Here is an 18337-nt window from a genome sequence, read left to right on the forward strand (position 1 = left end):
CTGCCGGCACACTGACGACATTAGGTCGGTCGCGCGGAGCCCGCCGAGTGCAGCGCGGCTGTTCGCCCGTCCGGTCAGGCGCAGGGGTCACCGTTGATCGCGCAGTTCAGCGGCTCGGCGGTGAGCACACCCTGCACCCGGAAGGTGAAGGTGACCGATCCGCCCGCGGGAATGGTCGCGTCACCCGGCGGCGTGAAGGTGACTTTCTCACCGTCCTGGGTGACGGCGACGGCCGCGTCAGCGTCGACCGCGTTGCCGCCGGGGATCTTCAGGGTGACCCGCCACTGCCCGGCGGCCCGGTCCCGGGGGTTGGTGACCCGCACCGTGCCCGCGTAGTCGGTGATGCCGTCCGGTCCCGTGTCGGACGTGTGCGTGAACGTCGCGGTGAGCGGTGCAAGCGCGGTCGGCGTGGGGCTGGCCGTCGCCGACGACGAGGCACTGCCGGTCGGCTTCGGGGTGGGGGTGCCGCTGCCCGGCGTGGCGGCGCCGGGCAGGGCCGTACCCGGTCCACCCGGCGTGCCGGTGGGCGAACTGCCCCCGGCGGGGCCGGTGCGGCGGGACGCGGAAGGTGTGGCGGTGGGGCTCACGGTGGTGGGCTTGGGGGACTCGCTCGGCAGGGCCGGGCTGGCGTCCGCGCCGGAGTCCGCCGGGTCCAGCGGCGCGTCGTCCGAGGGCAGGACCGAGGTGGTCGCGGCGGGTGCGGCCGCGCGCGACGGCGCGGCGGGACCGCGCAGCGCCGCGTAGCAGAGGCCGGTGCCGAGCAGGACCGCCGTGGCGGCGGCGCCGAGCACGAGGCGGCGCCGCCGCGCGCCGCGCGGCGTCTCCGTCTCGGGCAGGCGGTGCCCCGCCGCCGCGCCGTGGCGCTCGGCCGGCGGGCCGCCGCGGCGGTTGTCGGCGGTGACCGTGAGTTCCCGATCGTCGCCGTCCGGGGCGGTGCGGTGCGCCGCCCAGTCATCCTCGGCCGGGGCGTCGGCGGGCGCCACCCAGCCGTCAGCGGTCCGCGAGTCCCACCCGGGGGCCGGCGGCACCACGGCCGAGGCCTGCCAGCGGTCCGCCGCCGCCCAGCCGGTCGCCTGCTCCTGCGCGCCCCAGCCGGTCGCCTGCTCCTGCGCGCCCCAAGTGGCGCCCTGCTCCTGCGCGCCCCAACCGGCCTGTTCCTCAGCACCCCAGCCAGCGGCCTGATCTTCCCGGCCCCAGCCGGTTGCCTGCTGCTCCTGGTTCCAATCCGACGCCTGCTGCTCCTGGCGCGAATCGGTCTCCTGCCGCTGGCGCCAATCGGCCCCGTACTGCTCCTGGCGCCAATCGGTTCCGTACTGCTCCTGGCGCCAATCGGTTCCGTACTGCTCCTGGCGCCAATCGGCCGCCTCGTGCTGGGGGAACCAAACGGACGCGGCGTCGGCCTGGTTTCCGCCGGTGCCGTACGTTCCGGCCCCGTACGGGGATTGGGCGGGCCCGGCCGACGGCCCGTCGGGCCGCCAGGCGAAACCGCCGGTCCCGCCGCTGAGCAGAGATCCTCCGGCGCGCCGGTTGTCGCCCGCGTCGTGGGGCGGATGCTCCGGCACCGCGAAGCGGCCGCGCGGCTGTTCCTGCTCCGTGCCCGGCTCGGGCAGCGCCCAGGCGTCCCGGAAGAGGGCCGCCTGGCCGGAAACCGGCCGCCCCGCCCCCTCCGGTGCGTGCCCCCCGCCCGGCTGCGCGGACGGCGCGGCGGCGGACCGGCCCGGCGGCTCCTCATCGCGCGGGGCGAGATCGGCGAGGGCCGCGTACGGGTCGGTCGGCTCGGGGTCGGGCTCGGCCGCGGGCTGAGTGTCGAACTGCTGCAGCTCGGCGACGTACCCCATCACACCGCGGCTCGGCCGGGGCTGGCTGGGAAAAGTCACGCCGGGACTATAGGACCTGGGAAATGGAGAACACCAAGGTCAATTGGGGTACGACGAGACTACCCAGCGTCAGGTCGTGGGCGATAACGTCACATGTGACGCAGGGCACTCCAGGTGGCACTCGCAAGTTTCGGACGGTCGGATGGTGCCCACATCGTCCAAAAGGTTGAGTGGGGATAGGCTTTCTACATGACTGGCTCGGGAGGCGGGGACCCTTCCACGATCACCGCGCTGCCGACCCAGGCGGGCGCGGCGGCCCAGGGCGACCCGGACTGCGCCCGGCTGGTGCACGAGTTCCCGTGGGAAACGACCCCGCTGGGGCCCATGGCGGAGTGGGACCCGCAGGTCCGGGCGGCCGTGGACGTGGTGCTCGCCGCCACGGTGCCGATGGCCCTCACGCTCGGCGACGACTTCCGGCTGATCTACAACGACGCCCACGCCGGCGCGCTCGGCGACCGGCATCCCGGCGCGCTCGGTCGCCCGGTCGCCGAGGTCTCCGCCGAGCTGTGGCAGGTGACGGCGGCCGAGACCACCCAGGTGACCCGGCGCCTGCAGAGCCTGAGCGAGCTGACGGCCCAGCTGGCCGGCGCCCTGACCATCGACGACGTGGCCCGGGTCGTGCTCGCGTTCGCGACGGCCTCGTTCGACGTGGACCACTGTGCCTTCGTGGTAGACGACGGCCCGGCCTGGCGATCCGTTCGCCGAATCCGCGGTGAGATGCTCGACGAGGCCGACGAGCGGCTGCCCCCGCTGTGGAAGCGGGTCGGCCCCGAATCCGGCTCGCCGCTGGTGGCGGCCGCGCAGAGCGGCCGGAGCGCGTTCACCGCCGAGGGCACACCGCTGCGCGACGTCGCGACCGACCGGCACGAGCAACGCCTCCGGTCGCTGGCCGTGCTGCCGTTGCGGGCCATGTCGGTACGCGGGGCCCTCTCGCTGGGCTACCGCAGCGCCCATGCCTGGCCGCCCGCGGATCGGGCACTGCTCACGGCGGCGGTGGAGCTGGTCGCGCAGGCTGCCGAGCGGGCCCGCCGGTTCGAGGCCCAGCACGGCACGGCCCAGTTGCTGCAGCGCAGCATGCTCCCCGAGCACCTGCCCGAGCTCGACCGCTTCCGCATCGCGGCCCGCTACGACGTGGGGGTGGACGGCAACGCGGCGGGCGGCGACTTCTACGACGCGTTCGAGCTGGCCGGCGGACGCCTGGCCATGGTGCTCGGTGACGTGGCCGGCCACGATGTGCGGGCCGCCGCGGTGATGGGCCAGGTCCGGGCCGCGCTGCGGGCGCTGGCGCTGACGGATCCGGCCCCGCAGACCGTGCTGGCCGGGCTGGACCGGCTGATCGGCTCGCTGGGTGCGGAGTCGCGCAACGAGGAGATCTTCGTAACCGTGGTCTACGGCGTACTGGATCCGGTCGACGGCATGATCACGCTGGCCAGCGCCGGGCACCCGCCGCCGGTGCTGCGCCGCGCGGGCGCCGACGGCGGCCCGGCGACGGCCGAGCTCGTCGCGCTCCCGCCGGGTGCGCCCCTGGGCCTGGGCGGCCGGTGGAATGTCGGAAAGGTACGCCTGGAGCCCGGCGACACGATCCTCATGTTCAGCGACGGGGTGGTGGAGCGCCGCCAGCAGGCCCTGAGCGTGGGCCTGGACGCCCTGGTCGACGTGGTGGCCGCGGCGCCCAGCGGTGATCCGCGCAATCTCTGCGCGCTGGCCAACGCCGCGGTTCCGGGGCGCACCGACGACGACGTGGCGGTCCTGGCGGTCGAGCACGCGGTCACGTTGAGCCGCTCCGCCACCATGCAGGTGCCGGCGGAGCCGACCGGGCCGAGCCGGGTGCGGCACTGGATGACGAGCCGGTTGCGCGAGTGGTCCGTGCCCGAGCCGGTCATCGGCGCGGCGATCCTGTGCACCAGCGAGCTGACCACCAATGCCCTGCTGCACGCGGGCACCCCCGCTCAGGTGCACATCGACCTGAGCGCTGAGCGGCTGCTCGTCTCGGTGGCGGACACGGGCACGCGCGGCAGCGTGGCCCGTGCGCAGACCGACACGATGAGCAGCCGGGGCCGGGGCCTCGGGCTCATCGAGGAGCTGAGCGACGCCTGGGGGACGGACCCGAGCGTGCGCGGCGCGACGGTCTGGTTCGAGATCCTCATCCCCCACCGCTGACCCCACCGGACGCGGTCCGAGGTGGACCGGCGCCACTGCGTGTTCACGCCGGCGCAACGCGTCAACCATTCACGTTCCGTACTTGCAAGATGCGCAACGCTGAGTGATGAACGCAGCGTGAAACGTAGTTCTTTCGGACATTGAACCTCGGTGTGATGGCAGAGCGTATTCATTGTCGTAAGGTGTTCGGCACCCCTCCCCCATCAGTCGGGCATCCACGATGGAGCTACCGGAGAGAGAAAGAGGTGCGGCCGATGCGCATTCGAGGCTTCGCGCCGGCGAGCCCGTGCTGGGTCGAGCTGGCCAGTGCGGACCCCGCCCGGGCGGCGGATTTCTACGCGGCCCTGTTCGGCTGGGAGCCGGCCGGCCACCGTTTCCGCCTCGACGGGCGCGTCGTGGCCGGGTTGACCCGGGCCGGCGCGGACCGGCCGGCGGGCTGGCTGGCCTACCTGAACGAACCCGATCTGGATGCCGCGCTCGACCGCGTGCTGCGGGCGGGTGGGCACTGCGTGAGCGCGCCCGCGGCGGCCCACGGCGGCTGGTCCACGATCGTCGCCGACGCGGAGGGGGCGACGCTGGGGTTGTGGCAGGCGGGCGACTTCGCGGGCATCGAGGTGGGCGGCGAGCCGGGCGCGATGACGTGGCCGGAGCTGCTGACCCATGACGCGCAGACCGCGCTGGACTTCTACGGCCGGGCCTTCGGCTGGCTGCTGCGCGACGAGCCGGGCAGTGCCCGTACCCGGGGTGAGTGGCTGACCCGGGGGCACGACGCGATCGCCGGGCTGGCCCCCGGCGACGGCTGGACCCGCTGGCGCTCGGCCTTCCAGGTGGCCGACTGCGCCCGGGCCATCGAACGCTGCCAGGCCCTCGGCGGCCGGGTGGTCGCGGGGCCGGTGCAGATGGGCGTGGGCCGGTACGCGGAGCTGGTCGACCCGTGGGGCAGCCGGTTCGCGGTCGCCGCCCCGGTGGGGGTGCCGGTGGAGCTGGGCATGTCGTTCGGATCGCCGACGGGGGTGGAGCTGACCTTCCCGGGCTAGCACACGAGCGCCGGACGACACGACGACCGGGGTCGGTCCCTTCGCGGGGCCGGCCCCGGTCGCGTGTCAACATTGGTTGACAGAGCGGTCGTGTCAACGTACGTTGACAGCATGACCGAAGCAACCGACCTGGCCGCCGCCGCGGGCAGCGCCGACCCCCGGGTGGGCCTGCGGGCGGTCGTGGCGCTGCGCCGCCTGCTCGAAGGGCTGGAGCACCTGCAGGTGGCCAACGCCCGCCACCAGGGCTGGTCCTGGCAGGAAATCGCCGACGCCCTCGAGGTGACCCGCCAAGGCGTACACAAGAAGCACGCGGCCCGCATGCCGATGCGCGACCCACGGGAGGACTGACCGATGTTCGAACGCTTCACCCGCTCCGCCCGCGAGGCGGTCGTCCGCGCCACGACGGAGGCGAAGCAGCTGCGCCAGTCCCCCGTCGGCACCGAGCACCTTCTGCTCGCGCTGCTGGCCGATCCCGACTGGGCGCCAGCCGCGACCCTCCGGGCGGACGGCGTCGACGCCGCGTACGTGCGGGCCGAGATCCTGCGGCGAGCCGGAGGCATCGCCGGACCGGGCGCCGACGCTCCCGACCCGGAGGCCGAGGACGCCGCCGCACTCAAGGCCATCGGCATCGACCTGGACGCCGTGCGCCGCACCATCGAGGAGACGTTCGGACCGGGGGCGCTGCGGCTGCCACGCGAGACCGAACCCAAACGCCGCGGCTTCATGAGCCGCTTCTACGGCAGCGGCCACACCCCGTTCTCCGACCGCGCCAAGAAGGTGCTGGAGCTGTCGCTTCGGGAGGCGATCCGGCTCAAGCACAACTACATCGCGCGCGAGCACCTCATGCTCGGCCTGCTGCGCGAGAACCACGGGTTGGCCGCGCGGATCCTCACCGACGCGCACGTCGACGCCGCCACACTACGCGCGGGGCTGACCGAGTCGCTCAAGCACCGGGCCGCCTGACGCGCTGGTGCCGATTGACCGCGAATGCGGACGCGATGGACTGACCCGCCGTCACGCCGCCGGAAGGTGAAACAGGTCCTCCAGTCCACAAACGTGGAGTACGCGACGAACTCGATCGTGCACCGGGCGAATCTCCAGCCGGATGCCGAGCTGCTCGGCGTCGCCACGGCAGATGACCAGGGCCCGAATGCCGGACGAGTCCAGGAAGGTCACGTTGCCCAGATCGAGGACGACGTGGCTGTTCCGGTCCTCCTGGAGGACTCCAGCGACGGCCTTCGACATCTCCGCACTGGTGACCTGGTCGACCTCACCGGCGATCACCACGGTCGTGACACTCGCGGTGCGCCGAACGTCCACGTGCAGCGGTGGGCAGACGTCCGGCATGTCAGCAATGTCCACCACGGATCCTTCCCGTCGGTCTCACCATCGTCCATGCGTGCGAACCACCCTGGAAGCCCAGAGGTGGTGCCGAGTGGACGGCTCTGTGAGCAGCCGAAGGACCCGACGACGTGCATACGCACCCACGCTACACCCATTTGCCCTCGTTGCACCCGCTCGCACGGATCGACGTCCGCAAAAGGACCCAAGGCGGATGATTACCTACTTCTTCCTCTCGGTCTCCGCGAGTAGAGCGTCGAGCGCCGCCTTCGCGTCGGCCACGGCGGCTGGCCGGGCAGCCGCGCCGAGCCGCGCTTGGCGCCAGCGTCCGCTAGACGGATCGGGCAGACAGCTCGCCCACGGCCCGGAACAGATCGGCATAGGTGAACGGCTTGGCCAGAAAGCCGACGTTTCCGGGCGGGACGGGGGCCAGGTCCGCCGGCTTCCACGACCAGGTCAGCAGCAGCGCCGGCAGGCCCGGGACGCGCTGGCGCAGCCGGTGCAGCAGGGTCACCCCGTCGGCGTCGGGCCGGGTGACGTCCAGCACCACAGCTTCGGGCATCCCGTGCCGGTCCACCGCGGCAAGGGCGGCGGCAGCGCCGTCCGCGACCAACACGGTATGTCCGTGGGTGCGCAGACACGCCGCCATCAAGTCCTGGACGTGAAGGTCATCGTCGACCACCAACATCTGCATTTCTCGGCACCTCCGACCGTTGCTCGCCCTACCTATCGCCGGGCTCGGCTGGGCGGTGAGCGTCGCTCCCGCAGCGGTGCCATCACGGGGCGAACGTCCCGAACCGGACATCGGGCATCACCGGCTACTTCGCGGGCGGCGTACAGGTTGAGGACGTAGAGTCGGCCGACAGGTCAGGAGGGTGTGACATGCCTGCGATCACTGTTGACGACGTCCTGGTCCTGCCCCGCCTGCCCGGGCTCGACCCCACGGCCGTCATCCGGCCGGTCCATCGGCTCACCACGGCACCGAGCGGCTTCGAGGGCGAGGGCTTCCCGGTACGCCGCGCGTTCGCCGGGGTGCCGCTCACCGAGCTGGACCCGTTCGTCCATCTCGACCAGATGGGCGAGGTCGACTACGCCCCGGGTGAGCCGAAGGGAACGCCGTGGCATCCGCACCGCGGCTTCGAGACCGTGACGTACATGATCGACGGCACCATGGATCACCAGGACTCGAACGGTGGCGGCGGCACGATCACCAACGGCGACACCCAGTGGATGACCGCCGGCCAGGGGATCCTGCACATCGAGGCACCGCCCGAGCGGCTGGTCGCCAGCGGCGGGCTCTTCCACGGCCTGCAGCTGTGGGTCAACCTGCCCCGGGCGGCCAAGATGATCCCGCCGCGCTACCAGGACATCCGCGGGCAGGCGGCCGCCCTGCTCACCACGCCCGACGGCGGCGCACTCATCCGGGTCATCGCGGGCGAGATCGCCGGGCACGCCGGCCCCGGATCCACCCACACGCCGATCAACCTCGCGCACATCACCCTGCAGCCCGGCGCCCAGCTCGACCTGCCCTGGCAGCGGGAGTACAACGCGCTCGTGTACGTTCTCGCCGGGCGCGGCACGGTCGGCCCCGACCAGCAGCCGCTGCGGCTCGGGCAGCTCGTCGTACACGGGGCGGGGGACGCCATCCGGATCACCGCCGAACCCGCGCCGGACACCCTCGAACTGTTCGCCCTGGGCGGGCGGCCGATCCGCGAGCCGGTGGCGCAGTACGGGCCGTTCGTCATGAACACCCGCGCAGAGCTGATCCAGGCCTTCGAGGACTTCCAGCAGGGCCGTCTGGGCGTCATCCCGGCGGAACGGCTACCGCACACCGGTTGATCCAGGACGCCCGTCGTCAGGCCGGGCTGCCAAGTGGATCCATCCGAGGAATCGCTCGTACAGGTCGGGCGGCACGTTCCCCATGACCGCCACGAGGTCGTCCGCCGCCTCGCCGAGCTGCTGCCATTCGGCGTCCGGGCATGGCCACGTGAGACCGCATCTGCGTCGACGAATGAACGGAACCCGGCGTCCATGCCGCATTCAGCCTCCCACGCCCCAGGAACGCGTTGGCCTGTGCCCGCGGATGCCGGCTCGGCCGTTTCGCTGAAGTTAGGGTCGATGGGCGAGCACTTCATTGCACCGAGCTATGCGACGCCCAGGCCGAGGCGCTTGGTCATGGCGAGTAGATCCTCGGCTACCGCCCTGCGCCGGGACCTGGCGACCATGGTTGAAACGAGCTCACGGGTGATCGGGTTGAGCCGGAAGGGCGCTGGGGCCGCACGCTCGGCCCTCCCGTTCCGCTTCCGCCAGGTGCGCGTCGGCAAGCGCCGTCTGCTTGGCCGCCGCGCTCGACAACGCCGCCGAGAGGTGAATCTGTCCGAGCATCTGCCGGGCCCTGGGATCCCCGGCAGCATTCTGTAGCGCAACAAGACTGCGCTCACCGGCCTTGCGCGCGACAGCGGCCGCCTCGACCGGCAGGGACAGCGTATAGACGAATTCCGCGGCACCGATCCACGCGGGATCCCCCAGCTCGCGGGCCGCACTCACCGCGATGCGGGCAGCGGGCCACGCAAGATCACGGTAGCCGAGATTACGCAGGCACACCGAGGCTTCATAAGCGATACGTACGAGTGCGTCGGTGCCCGGATGGCCTGCCGCGTCGCGCAACAGGCTGGGCAACATCGGAGCCAACGTCAGGTAGTCGCTGTTCTGCCGCAGCCGCATCGCGCTCTCGACCGCGTCGGCCATCTCGTCACGACCGCGCCGGGCAGGGTCCGCCTCCCCGGCTTCGAGTTCCACCAGTGCGACCCGAATGGCCGCGACCGCCTCGGAGGCCCTCACTCGGACCGGATCAACCGGATCACCGGACTGCCCGAGCAGGTCGGCAACCGACGTGTCCAATGCGGACGCCAGAGCGATCAGCGTGCTCCGCCGATCAACTCCGCGAGTTCCCGCCTCGATCTGGCTGATGTAGCCCTGGCTCAACCCGGCCAGACCGGCGAGTGTGGCCTGCGACAGTCCCCGGCGGCGACGCCACGGCCGGACCCTGGCTCCGATGTGCTCACCCGGCATGGCAAACGCCCTTCCTCGGGGATCTCCAATGAACGGTACCGGCACCCATTGGTGTCGGACACCGGCTGCCGCCGATGGGTCGCGGCTTCACCGACGAGCAGGAGCTGCGGCCCTCACCACGGGTTGACGCTCACCACTTCCCCGGGATATTGAGGACCATGGCACCCTCGGCGGCATACGACGAGATCGCGGACTGGTACGAGACCGAGTTCCTCCCCCAGCAGGCCGACACCGACCCGCTGGGCATCCGGCAGGCGCTGACCACCCTGCTCGGCCCCGGCACCGGCGGCACCTGCCTGGAGGTCGGCTGCGGCACCGGCATCCACGCCGCGCAGATTCGCATGCTGGGCTGGCACCCCGCCGGCGTGGACCTTTCCGCGGGCATGCTGCGCCACGCGCGAGGGCGCCTGCCGGTCGCCCGCGCCGACGCGGTGCGGCTACCCCTGCGCGACGCGCGCCTCGACGCTGTCGTCGCGGTGATGGTGCACACCGACATGCCCGACTACCCGGCGGTGCTGCGGGAGGCGGCCCGCGTGCTGCGGCCCGGGGGCGCGTTCGTCCACATCGGCGTGCACCCCGCGTTCTGTGGGGGCTTCGCCGACCGTGTTGACCCGGCGGCCGTAGTGATCCGTCCCGGCTACCTCGACGGGCGCTGGACGAAACAGTCGTGGACCACCGAGGGCGTACGGGGCAAGGTCGGTGCCACCCACCTGCCGCTACCCGCCCTGCTGCACGCCTTCCTCGACGCGGGGCTGGAGTTCGTACGCTTCGCCGAGGGCGGCGCGCCGGTCCCCATCGTGCTGGCGACCCGGGCCGTCAAGCGGGACTCACGCGAAGGCCGGTCCGTCCGGATCTAGGAGAGGCCGTGTTCCACTGTGCTTGATCGGCAGGGCGGACCGCCTCGCTTCCACCACCGCCGCCGCGAGCCGTTCGGGCACGTCGGCGGCGTGGTACGGCCGTTCCGCGGGCTCGATGGCGGCGAGGAAGTCCGCGTACACCTGAGCTCCGCGCAGCGCCGCGACCGGCCGCATGAGCTCGACCGCCCGGACCGGGTCGCTGCCGGGGGCGTCCCGCCGCCAGCGCAGTGCCCACGCCGCCACCAGTGCCTCGGCGTCGCCGGGAGGCAGGCCGCCGGTGAGCCGCAGAATGTCGTACGCCGGGTGGCCCACGGTCGCGTCGCCCCAGTCCATGAGGACCGGCCGCCCGGCGCCCACTCGGGCGTTGCCGGGGTGCAGGTCGCCGTGCACCAGCGTGGGCGGCAGCCCGCAGGCGGCCACCTCGGCCAGCCGGCGCGGCAGCTCGTCGATCAGCTCCCGCAACCCCGCGATCTCGTCCAGGTACGGCGCCGCGACCCGGGCGAACGGCTCCGCCGCCGGGCGCCGGTCGGGCAGGCCCACCGCCAGCAGTTCCTCGACCCGCCCCGCGAAGTGCGCCTGCACGGGGTGGAACGCCTGCGCGATCCGGGCGCACACGTCGGCGCCCGCGCCGTACCCGTCGGCTCCGGGAACGTGCGCCAGCAGCATCCGGCCGTGGGCGCCCGAGGCCAGCAGCGGCGGCACCAGGCCGGGGGCGACGCTGGCGACCAGCCGCAGCACGGCGGGCTCGTGTGCGAAGAAGGCGGGCACCTGCTTGAGCCACGCCACCGGGGTCCCGGCGGCGTCCAGCCGCCAGATCGCGGACAGGTTCCAGGTGCGCTGCTGGCGCGCGGCGGCTGCCGGGGTGCCGAGCGCGGCGAGGGCCGCCACCGCCCAGCGCACCGAGTCGGCGGGCCCGCCGGGCTGCGCGTACGGGGCGCGGTTCGGTTGCGGGGACAGGTCGACCTCGGCGGGGCCCAGGGCGATCGGCGGGTTGCCGGTCAGCTGCGCCAGGTAGGTCACCTCGCCGCCCACCGGGCCGTCGCCCGTGCCGTGCAGCAGGCGCAGGACCTGCACCTCGACGCCGTCGCGGGCCTGCACGGCCGCCACCACGTCCGAGACCTCCTGCCACCACGGCAGCGGCACGGCGACGGGTGGCAGCACCCCCAGCGGCTGCCCGGCGCGGTCGACCAGCACGAGGGTGACGGTGCGCCCCACGATCACATCCACGCCGAGACCGTAGCGCCCGCCCGCCACCGCGTCGCGGGGCGCGTCGGTCACTCGCGGGGCGGCAGGCGGGTCTCGTCGAAGCGGGCCTGCAGGGTCTCGGCGCCCGCCGGGTCGGGGCGGCCGTGCAGCCGCAGCCGGGCCATCCCGCCGTCGGGGTAGATGTCCAGGCGGACGTGGGTGGCCGCGGGCACCACCGTCACCGGGAACCGGTGCGGGGTGTCCGGCATCAGCCGCACGGGCGGCAGCAGCTCGAACCAGTCCGCCGCGTCGTCGAGCGCACCGGTACGGGTGTCCACCGCGTGCAGGGCGGCCCGGCCGGGCGCGTTGCCCTTGAACCAGGTGGTGTCCAGCTCGGCCAGCTCGATCACGGCGGGCACGGCCAGCTCGACGAGCGCCCAGTCGTTGCCGTCGTCGCGGCGGCGCGCGGTCTCCCAGCCGTCGCCCATGCTGGTGGCCAGCCCGGGGGCCAGCATGCTCTCCGGGTGGCCGAAGAACCGGTCGCTGCACCCGGCGATCCGCCCGCCGTGCTGGGCGGCGGCGACGTCGAACACCCCGGGCAGCAGCCGCGGGTCGGGCACGACCTCACCGTGCACGCGCAGCCGGGCCACCCCGCCGTCGGGGTAGATGGTGAGCCGCACATGGGTGAACCGGTACGGCGCGTCCACCGCGAACAGGTTGTGCCCGTCGCCCTTGATCGGCGACATCGGCACCAGCGCCACCCAGTCGGCCGCCGCCAGCTCGTCGGCGTCCGGGTAGCCGCCCACCGCGCAGGCCTCGACGGAGGCGTGCGGCGGGTAGTTGCCGACGAAGAACGTCGTATCGACGTCCACGCCGTACACGACGCCGGGGGCGCCGAGCCGGACGACGACGTGGTCGGTGCCCTCAACCCGGCGGCGGCGGGTCTCCCAGCCGTCGTACACCTGGCCGCGCAGGTCGAAGGTGCGCGGTTCGAAGACGGGCGGCGCCGGGTCCAGCAGGTGGTCCGCGGCGGCGAAGAACTCGTCGTTCGCGTGCACGATACTGGCGCCCAGAGTGCGCGACGCGAGGTCGGGCAGCGCGGTGAAATCGTCGGTCACGGATCCTCCCTTTCCAGCAGGCGGCCGCGGGGCTCGTCGCCGGTCACGCTCCGGCCGCGCAGCCAGGTCGTGTGCACCACACCCGACAGGGTCCGGCCCGCGTACGGTGTGACCGGGTTGCGGTGGTGCAGCCGCAGCGGGTCCACGGTGAACGTGGCGTCGGGGTCGAAGGCCACCAGGTCGGCGTCGGCGCCGACCGCGATGCGCCCCTTGCGGGTGAGCCCGACCAGGTCGGCGGGGCGCCGTGCCATCCAGTCGACGACCTCGGCGAGGCTGTGCCCCCGCGCGCGGGCGGCGCTCCACACCACCGGCAGGCCCAACTGGACGGAGGCGATGCCGCCCCACGCCGCGGCGAAGTCGCCCGTGTCGCGGTGTTTGAGCTCCGGGGTGCACGGCGAGTGGTCGCTGACCACGCAGGAGATGAGGCCCTTCGCGAGGGCCGCCCACAGGCGGTCGGCGTTGGCCCCGTCCCGGATGGGCGGGCAGCACTTGAACTCGGTGGCACCGGCGGGGATGTCCGCCGCATCCAGGGTCAGGTAGTGCGGGCAGGTCTCTGCGGTGACCCGGACCCCGTCGGCCCGGGCGGCCGCGATCAGCGGCAGCGCGTCCGCGGCGGACAGATGCAGGATGTGTACGCGGGCGCGGGCCGCGCGGGCGGCCGCGATCGCGGTGGCGACGGCGGCGTGCTCGGCGTCGGGCGGGCGGGAGGCGAGGAAGTCCGCGTACGCCGGTGAGGACGCGGCCGCGTGCAGGTGGTGTGGGTCCTCGGCGTGCAGCACGAACCGGGCGTCGACCCCGGCCAGCGCGCCGGCCAGCCCGTCGGGGTCGAGGGGCGGGAACTCGGGTACCCCGGAGTCGGCGAGGAACGCCTTGAAGCCGAACACCCCGGCCGCGTGCAGGGCGGGCAGGTCGTCCGTGTTGCCGGGCACGGCGCCGCCCCAGAAGCCGACGTCGACGTGGCACTGACCATCCGCCGCCGCGCGTTTGATCTTCAGTGCGTCCACGGTCACCGTGGGCGGGATGCTGTTGAGTGGCATGTCGATGATGGCGGTGACGCCACCGGCGGCGGCGGCCCGGGTGGCGGTGGCGAAGCCCTCCCACTCGGTGCGGCCGGGCTCGTTGACGTGCACGTGCGTGTCGACCAGGCCGGGCAGCAGGGCCAGCTCACCGAGATCGACGTCGTGGTCGGCATCGATGCGGGCGCCGTGCTCGTGTACGGCCACGATGCGCCCGCCGGTGATCTCGACCGCGGCCGGTCGTTCCCCGGCGGGCGTCACCGCGCGCCGGGACCGGACGACGAGATCAGCCATGCGCCGAGCGTAGCGGCCCGGACACGACTCGCGGGGACTTACCGCCCCTGGAAAATCGCCGCGCTTCATGCTCGCCCACATTGCCCGACCACTGGCGGCCACAGCAGCGGCTCCGACCACCACCGAGCCGTCTCAGGACGGACGGCGGTCCTCCACAATTTCGAGAAGATTGCCGCTCGGGTCCTTGATGAAGAAGTACCTGATGCCGGTCCGACCCTCCGTTATCTCTGGTGGCACGGGCGCGAGGCCGGAATCTGCCACGAAGTGCCTAGCATCCTCGATGGATTCCACCTGCAGTGCGAAATGCTTGATGCCCACACGCGGCAGATCCGTCACCAGTTCGGCTGCCGACCGGGGCGGCGGGTGGTGATTCCGGTAGCAGAAGATCTCCAGAAGGGTTTCCCCGAGCTTGAGGTGAGTGATGGAAACACTGCCGTCCGGATGCTTGTACTCGAATGTCTCCCTGAATCCGAACCGCCGGTAGAAGGCGCAGGCCTCGGCCATGTCCGCAACACTGATGGAGACATGATGCACCCGGAAGCGAGGACCATCGCTCATTCCACGCCACCATCGGCAGGGACGACCTGCCGGGGGTCCTGCGGGAAGTTGGCTTCGTCGAAGAGCACCCACTCCCTCACCGCGATCTCATAGAGACGGCTGTGCGCCTCACCACGCGCCAGCAGTCCGGGATCTATGGCGCTGCTGGCGGCAGGCCAGCGCGTAAGAAAAGCCCGCACCCTGTCCTCCGTACCGATCGTGGGCAGCTCCCTGGCCGTTCCGACGAACGTGACGCCTCGGGTGACCTGGCCAAGCCCGGTAAGATCGATTGCGACGATGCTGCCGGCGACTCTGCCGTCGCGCCGGATGTTCTCGCAGTGTTGCCGTTGCTCCTTCGAGATGAAGTTCAGGGTGTCCGGGCCGAAGCCGCATGAGTACCAGACGTTGCAGACATTCGGACCGCCGCTCGGCGACAGGGTGGCAACCTGCATCAGCTGGCCATTGCGCACGTATTCCTCCAAGAGCCGGCGTGCGTCATTCATCCGAACCCCCTCGAAGGGCACCCTGAGGCTGCCGGAGGGAGGAAAATACCTCCCGCCATTCGCTGGCAGCCTGACCGGCGGAAGGACCTATGAGCCCGGTGAATTCCTTCGCACGCGCGACGACTGTCACCCCGTGATATGTGCGGCGATCGAGAACGGCGGCCGTCGCTAGCCGACACCCTTCCTGAATTTCCCCAGCTTGAACGAACGCGCTTGCCTGCTCGAAGCGAGCGAGCGCAGGTTCGGTGGTTTCCGCAAAATCGTACCTGGCGATGGCGCGCTCGGCTGCGGCCGACGCCTCGTCGACCTGGGAGAGTTCCACCCATCCACGCGCCTCGTAAAAGTCAATCTTCTCTGGCAGAAAGGAAAAGATTCCCGGATGGATGAGAGACTGATCCGATTGCCCGAGCACGTGTTTCGCCCTGTCGATCGCTCGCTCGAACGAATACCTGTCACCAAGCATGGCGTGCGCTTTGGCGGCGAAGCCCCAGAGCCACGCAGTCGCTGGAGTAGGGGTGACACGACCGTCGAGCCGGGGCCCCACTGTGTGCAGCACCTCGCGAGGATCCGGGCAATAGGTAGGGATGTATGCGCTGCCCGCCAACGCGAGGTCTGACAGGAGCTGATCCCCCGCCGCATCTGCACATCGGCGCGCGATGCCGTACCAGTGCCCGGCGAGCGCGAACTGCCCCTCGTTGAACATGATCTCGCCTACCACGGTGGCGTACATCGCCGAGCACCGGACGAGCTCGCGGGCGATCGCCAGGGTCTGCTTCCGCGCGGCCAGCTTTCGGACCTCCCGAAATCGCATGAGCGCCTGATCCAGCAAGGTCGCCGGTGGTAGGCGGACGACACGGACGCCGAGGTCAACCGCTTCCTCCTGCAGTTGCCCCAGCCGGAGGGGTCCGACCGAGGAACCGTCGAGCGCTTCGTGCATCCGGTTCGGTTCGGACCAGAGCTTGTCCAGCAGAAATGGTGCGATGAGGGCAGCGCCGGACTTCAGCGCCCGTCGCCGGTTCGTCGGATTCCCCTTTCCGCTCCCCTGGGAAGCGTCCTCATCGGGTGGGAGGCTGAACAGTTCGGCGACTGTCCGACCAGGAAACATGCGTTCCAGGACCCGGCAATGGTCCGGGTGCGGTTTGGTCCTGATCCGACCGGACAGCCACCGCTGATATTGCTCGCGACCCGGTGCGCCCGCGGAAAGCGCGGCGTCGATGCGTCTGGCGACGCGTTCATACTCACGGCAGAAGGCCGGGTACGACTGCAGATGCCGCTCGGTCAGGAGCAACTTGAGCAACGTCGATGAGCGCGCCATGTGTGCCCTCCGGTCCGGTTTGCCAGCGGCAGGGTCAGCCTAATGCGCAGGATGCGGGGATCGGGGCGCGGATCCGGAGGAAGGCACTGATCGGCCCGATAAGCCGCCAAGAAGACATCGAGAAGCCAGCAGGATCCCGGTTCATGCCGTCTCGATGCCGCAGGCGCGCCCGGCAGGCTTCCTCACACGGCACCGGGGCCGGTGCTGAGACCGCCTCCACAAGGTACGGAAATCCGCCGGCCTCGGTGCTCCTCACTCCGAGAGAAGGGAACCGTCTTGGACACCACCACACCCCCGCCGGCACAGGTTGGTCCGCGCGCCGCAGATATTCTCGCGCTGATCAAGAGCACGGAGGAGTTCCCCCGGCTGGAGAGGTCGTCGCAGGCGTACACCGACTGCTGGGCGACGTTCACCGGCTACCCCCTGGTCGCCAACTGGGACCTCACCGCCGACACACCGCCTCTGTTCGAGGAGGCGTTGCGGGTGCTCGCCCTCAAGTCCGCGGTGTTCGAGCTGTCCGGAGGCGATGAGCACACAGCCGAGCTGGAGATCAGCGCCCCGGTCGACGAGATGGTGCACGCGGTGCTGGCGCAGTACACGTTGTGCCAGGCGATGACCGGGAGGATCGGCATCCGGTTCGTGCACATGACCGACCAGGAACGGTTCAACTACGAGGCTGACGGCTATACCGACCAGTGTTACCGCGCAGGCGGATGGGGGGAGCCGAACCGGCGGTACTGGCTCAGCCGCGCGGAGATGGGCCGCAGGCTCGACATCCTGGGCGTGAAGTACGAGAGCATCGGCATCCAGGCGGAAGGTCGGAGCCATCGGTTCAGCTTCGACGAGCCGACGCCGACCGAGGCTGCTGCAGCCGGCGTCACGGCCTGAATCCAACGGCTCAGCGCCGTGCCAGCTCCACGGTCAGCACGCGGCGCATTGCGATCACGACGTCCCTCTCGGCGAAACGGTCACCGGCCAGCGTTTCGGCTGCCGCCAGTGCCTGATGGATCCGGGCCGGGCCGGCGGCGCGAACTACCGCGATGATCCACGCTTCGAGGTTGGTCACATCGTCGGGCAATTCCAAGGCGTCGCGAGTCGGTGCCGGCGGTTCCTCGGGAATCGTCGGCACCGGCAGGCCACCCGAACGGTACGCGCCCGGTGGAAGGCCGACACGGTACGGGTGGACGCATACCGGAACCCGGGTGTGGACGTCCACGCGGCAGCCGAGCTCCGGATCGTAACGGGACGTCGGGCCTGGACGGTCGGTCACATCGAACTGCCCGAGGGGCAGCGACTGCGCCGGGCAGACGACGCACGTCGCGTCGATCAACTGCTCGGCCGTCATCGCCATGCCAGCACAGTACATGTGCAAACCAGCTGAAAGCAGATGCGAATGGGTGCACCGTCATTGCCCCGGACACCATTGGTCACCCAGGCGATCACGCTGGCCCGGCAATGGTGCCAGGGCCACGTCATTGACGGGTCACCAGCCATCGGACACGCCCTCAAGGTGGCTCGCAAGGTCGTGGAACACCTGCCCGACGCTCCTGAGTCCCTGCTCGCTGCGGTGATCTTGCACGACGCGCCCTACTTCGCGCCTAAGGACCTCGACCTCGGACTCGTACTCACCGATCAGCTCAATCCCAGGGTGGTCCAGATCGTCCGGGCGATCCAGGAAGAGCATGACTGCCTGCACCACGCCGTAATCCCGGGAGTGAACGTCGGGGAGCCCGACGTGATTGTCGCCAGTGCGGCCGACAAGGTGGTCAGCATCGGCGCCATTCTGCGGCGCGCGCAGCGGCATCCGACGCCAGCCGCGTACTGGATGACTCGCCAGCCGTTTGTTGACCGCGTTCCCTACTTCGGCGCCTTTGCGACCGCGGCCGGGCCGATTCTGCCGATGACGCTGGCCGAAGAGTTGAAGACCGTTGTCGGTGCCGCGTACGCCGCGACCCGACATGCCGCGAAGCGCTGATCCGGTGGCGGTGTCGTAGCCGACTACCGCCGCACCTACGGGAAGCTGCC

19 protein-coding genes are annotated in these 18337 nt (G+C 71.5%); 8 read left to right on the forward strand and 11 right to left on the reverse strand.

Annotated elements, in window-relative coordinates:
* Positions 1-74: 74 nt before the first annotated feature.
* Positions 75-1877, reverse strand: a complete 1803-nt coding sequence (locus EV385_RS03810) for a cellulose binding domain-containing protein (protein WP_130508185.1) — start codon at positions 1875-1877, stop codon at positions 75-77.
* Between the two features lie 189 nt (positions 1878-2066).
* On the opposite strand from EV385_RS03810, the gene EV385_RS03815 reads away from it, so the two are divergent.
* The 4 genes from EV385_RS03815 to EV385_RS03830 all read left to right on the forward strand — a co-directional run bounded on the left by EV385_RS03815 (position 2067) and on the right by EV385_RS03830 (position 6037).
* Positions 2067-4037 carry an ATP-binding SpoIIE family protein phosphatase gene (locus EV385_RS03815; protein ID WP_130508186.1) on the forward strand — a complete coding sequence of 657 codons (1971 nt, stop codon included), beginning with the start codon at positions 2067-2069 and terminating at the stop codon, positions 4035-4037.
* Between the two features lie 254 nt (positions 4038-4291).
* Positions 4292-5074 (forward strand): VOC family protein, encoded by a 783-nt coding sequence (locus EV385_RS03820; protein WP_242624681.1) that lies wholly within the window; start codon positions 4292-4294, stop codon positions 5072-5074.
* A 111-nt stretch (positions 5075-5185) separates the two neighbouring features.
* Positions 5186-5422: a helix-turn-helix domain-containing protein gene (locus tag EV385_RS03825; RefSeq protein ID WP_130508188.1), complete on the forward strand. Its 237-nt coding sequence runs from the start codon at positions 5186-5188 to the stop codon at positions 5420-5422.
* Between the two features lie 3 nt (positions 5423-5425).
* On the forward strand, positions 5426-6037 hold the full coding sequence (locus EV385_RS03830; RefSeq protein WP_130508189.1) for a Clp protease N-terminal domain-containing protein: 612 nt from the start codon (positions 5426-5428) through the stop codon (positions 6035-6037).
* Positions 6038-6088: 51 nt separating this feature from the next.
* Here EV385_RS03830 and EV385_RS03835 read toward each other — a convergent pair whose 3' ends face one another.
* Both EV385_RS03835 and EV385_RS03840 read right to left on the reverse strand, forming a co-directional pair.
* A complete protein-coding gene (locus EV385_RS03835; protein ID WP_130508190.1) occupies positions 6089-6436 on the reverse strand; it encodes an STAS domain-containing protein in 348 nt (115 codons plus the stop codon).
* A 310-nt stretch (positions 6437-6746) separates the two neighbouring features.
* On the reverse strand, positions 6747-7109 hold the full coding sequence (locus EV385_RS03840) for a response regulator (RefSeq protein ID WP_165449381.1): 363 nt from the start codon (positions 7107-7109) through the stop codon (positions 6747-6749).
* 188 nt (positions 7110-7297) lie between these two features.
* Between EV385_RS03840 and EV385_RS03845 the strand changes: the two genes are divergently transcribed.
* Complete coding sequence (locus tag EV385_RS03845; RefSeq protein ID WP_130508192.1) at positions 7298-8254, forward strand: pirin family protein; 957 nt, start codon at positions 7298-7300, stop codon at positions 8252-8254.
* 399 nt (positions 8255-8653) lie between these two features.
* On the opposite strand, the gene EV385_RS03850 is transcribed toward EV385_RS03845, so the two are convergent.
* On the reverse strand, positions 8654-9487 hold the full coding sequence (locus tag EV385_RS03850) for a helix-turn-helix domain-containing protein (RefSeq protein WP_242624682.1): 834 nt from the start codon (positions 9485-9487) through the stop codon (positions 8654-8656).
* 158 nt (positions 9488-9645) lie between these two features.
* Here EV385_RS03850 and EV385_RS03855 point away from each other — a divergent pair, with 158 nt between their 5' ends.
* Positions 9646-10344, forward strand: coding sequence for a class I SAM-dependent methyltransferase (locus tag EV385_RS03855; protein ID WP_130508193.1), 699 nt, complete (start codon positions 9646-9648; stop codon positions 10342-10344).
* Here EV385_RS03855 and EV385_RS03860 read toward each other — a convergent pair.
* The 6 genes from EV385_RS03860 to EV385_RS03885 all read right to left on the reverse strand — a co-directional run bounded on the left by EV385_RS03860 (position 10315) and on the right by EV385_RS03885 (position 16312).
* A complete protein-coding gene (locus tag EV385_RS03860; protein WP_242624683.1) occupies positions 10315-11622 on the reverse strand; it encodes a phosphotransferase family protein in 1308 nt (435 codons plus the stop codon). The two genes, EV385_RS03855 and EV385_RS03860, sit on opposite strands and share 30 nt — an antisense overlap.
* Entirely contained in the window at positions 11619-12647 is a 1029-nt protein-coding gene (gene alc, locus EV385_RS03865) for an allantoicase (protein ID WP_130508194.1), read from the reverse strand. Before alc ends, EV385_RS03860 begins: the two co-directional genes overlap by 4 nt.
* Positions 12644-13957: an allantoinase AllB gene (gene allB / locus EV385_RS03870; protein WP_130508195.1), complete on the reverse strand. Its 1314-nt coding sequence runs from the start codon at positions 13955-13957 to the stop codon at positions 12644-12646. The genes alc and allB overlap by 4 nt, the downstream gene beginning before the upstream one ends.
* A gap of 132 nt (positions 13958-14089) precedes the next feature.
* Positions 14090-14515: a VOC family protein gene (locus EV385_RS03875; RefSeq protein WP_130508196.1), complete on the reverse strand. Its 426-nt coding sequence runs from the start codon at positions 14513-14515 to the stop codon at positions 14090-14092.
* Entirely contained in the window at positions 14512-14997 is a 486-nt protein-coding gene (locus tag EV385_RS03880; RefSeq protein WP_130508197.1) for a pyridoxamine 5'-phosphate oxidase family protein, read from the reverse strand. The genes EV385_RS03875 and EV385_RS03880 overlap by 4 nt, the downstream gene beginning before the upstream one ends.
* Positions 14990-16312 (reverse strand): NsdA family TPR-like regulatory protein, encoded by a 1323-nt coding sequence (locus EV385_RS03885; protein WP_130508198.1) that lies wholly within the window; start codon positions 16310-16312, stop codon positions 14990-14992. Before EV385_RS03885 ends, EV385_RS03880 begins: the two co-directional genes overlap by 8 nt.
* A gap of 276 nt (positions 16313-16588) precedes the next feature.
* Between EV385_RS03885 and EV385_RS03890 the strand changes: the two genes are divergently transcribed.
* Complete coding sequence (locus EV385_RS03890; protein WP_130508199.1) at positions 16589-17200, forward strand: hypothetical protein; 612 nt, start codon at positions 16589-16591, stop codon at positions 17198-17200.
* A 10-nt stretch (positions 17201-17210) separates the two neighbouring features.
* On the opposite strand, the gene EV385_RS03895 is transcribed toward EV385_RS03890, so the two are convergent.
* The gene (locus tag EV385_RS03895) at positions 17211-17663 is read right to left on the reverse strand and encodes a hypothetical protein (protein WP_130508200.1); all 453 of its coding nucleotides are present in this window, start codon (positions 17661-17663) and stop codon (positions 17211-17213) included.
* A 42-nt stretch (positions 17664-17705) separates the two neighbouring features.
* Between EV385_RS03895 and EV385_RS03900 the strand changes: the two genes are divergently transcribed.
* Positions 17706-18287, forward strand: coding sequence for a hypothetical protein (locus EV385_RS03900; RefSeq protein WP_130508201.1), 582 nt, complete (start codon positions 17706-17708; stop codon positions 18285-18287).
* The last annotated feature ends 50 nt before the right edge of the window (positions 18288-18337 follow it).

The organism is Krasilnikovia cinnamomea (assembly GCF_004217545.1).
Lineage (GTDB): Bacteria > Actinomycetota > Actinomycetes > Mycobacteriales > Micromonosporaceae > Actinoplanes > Actinoplanes cinnamomeus.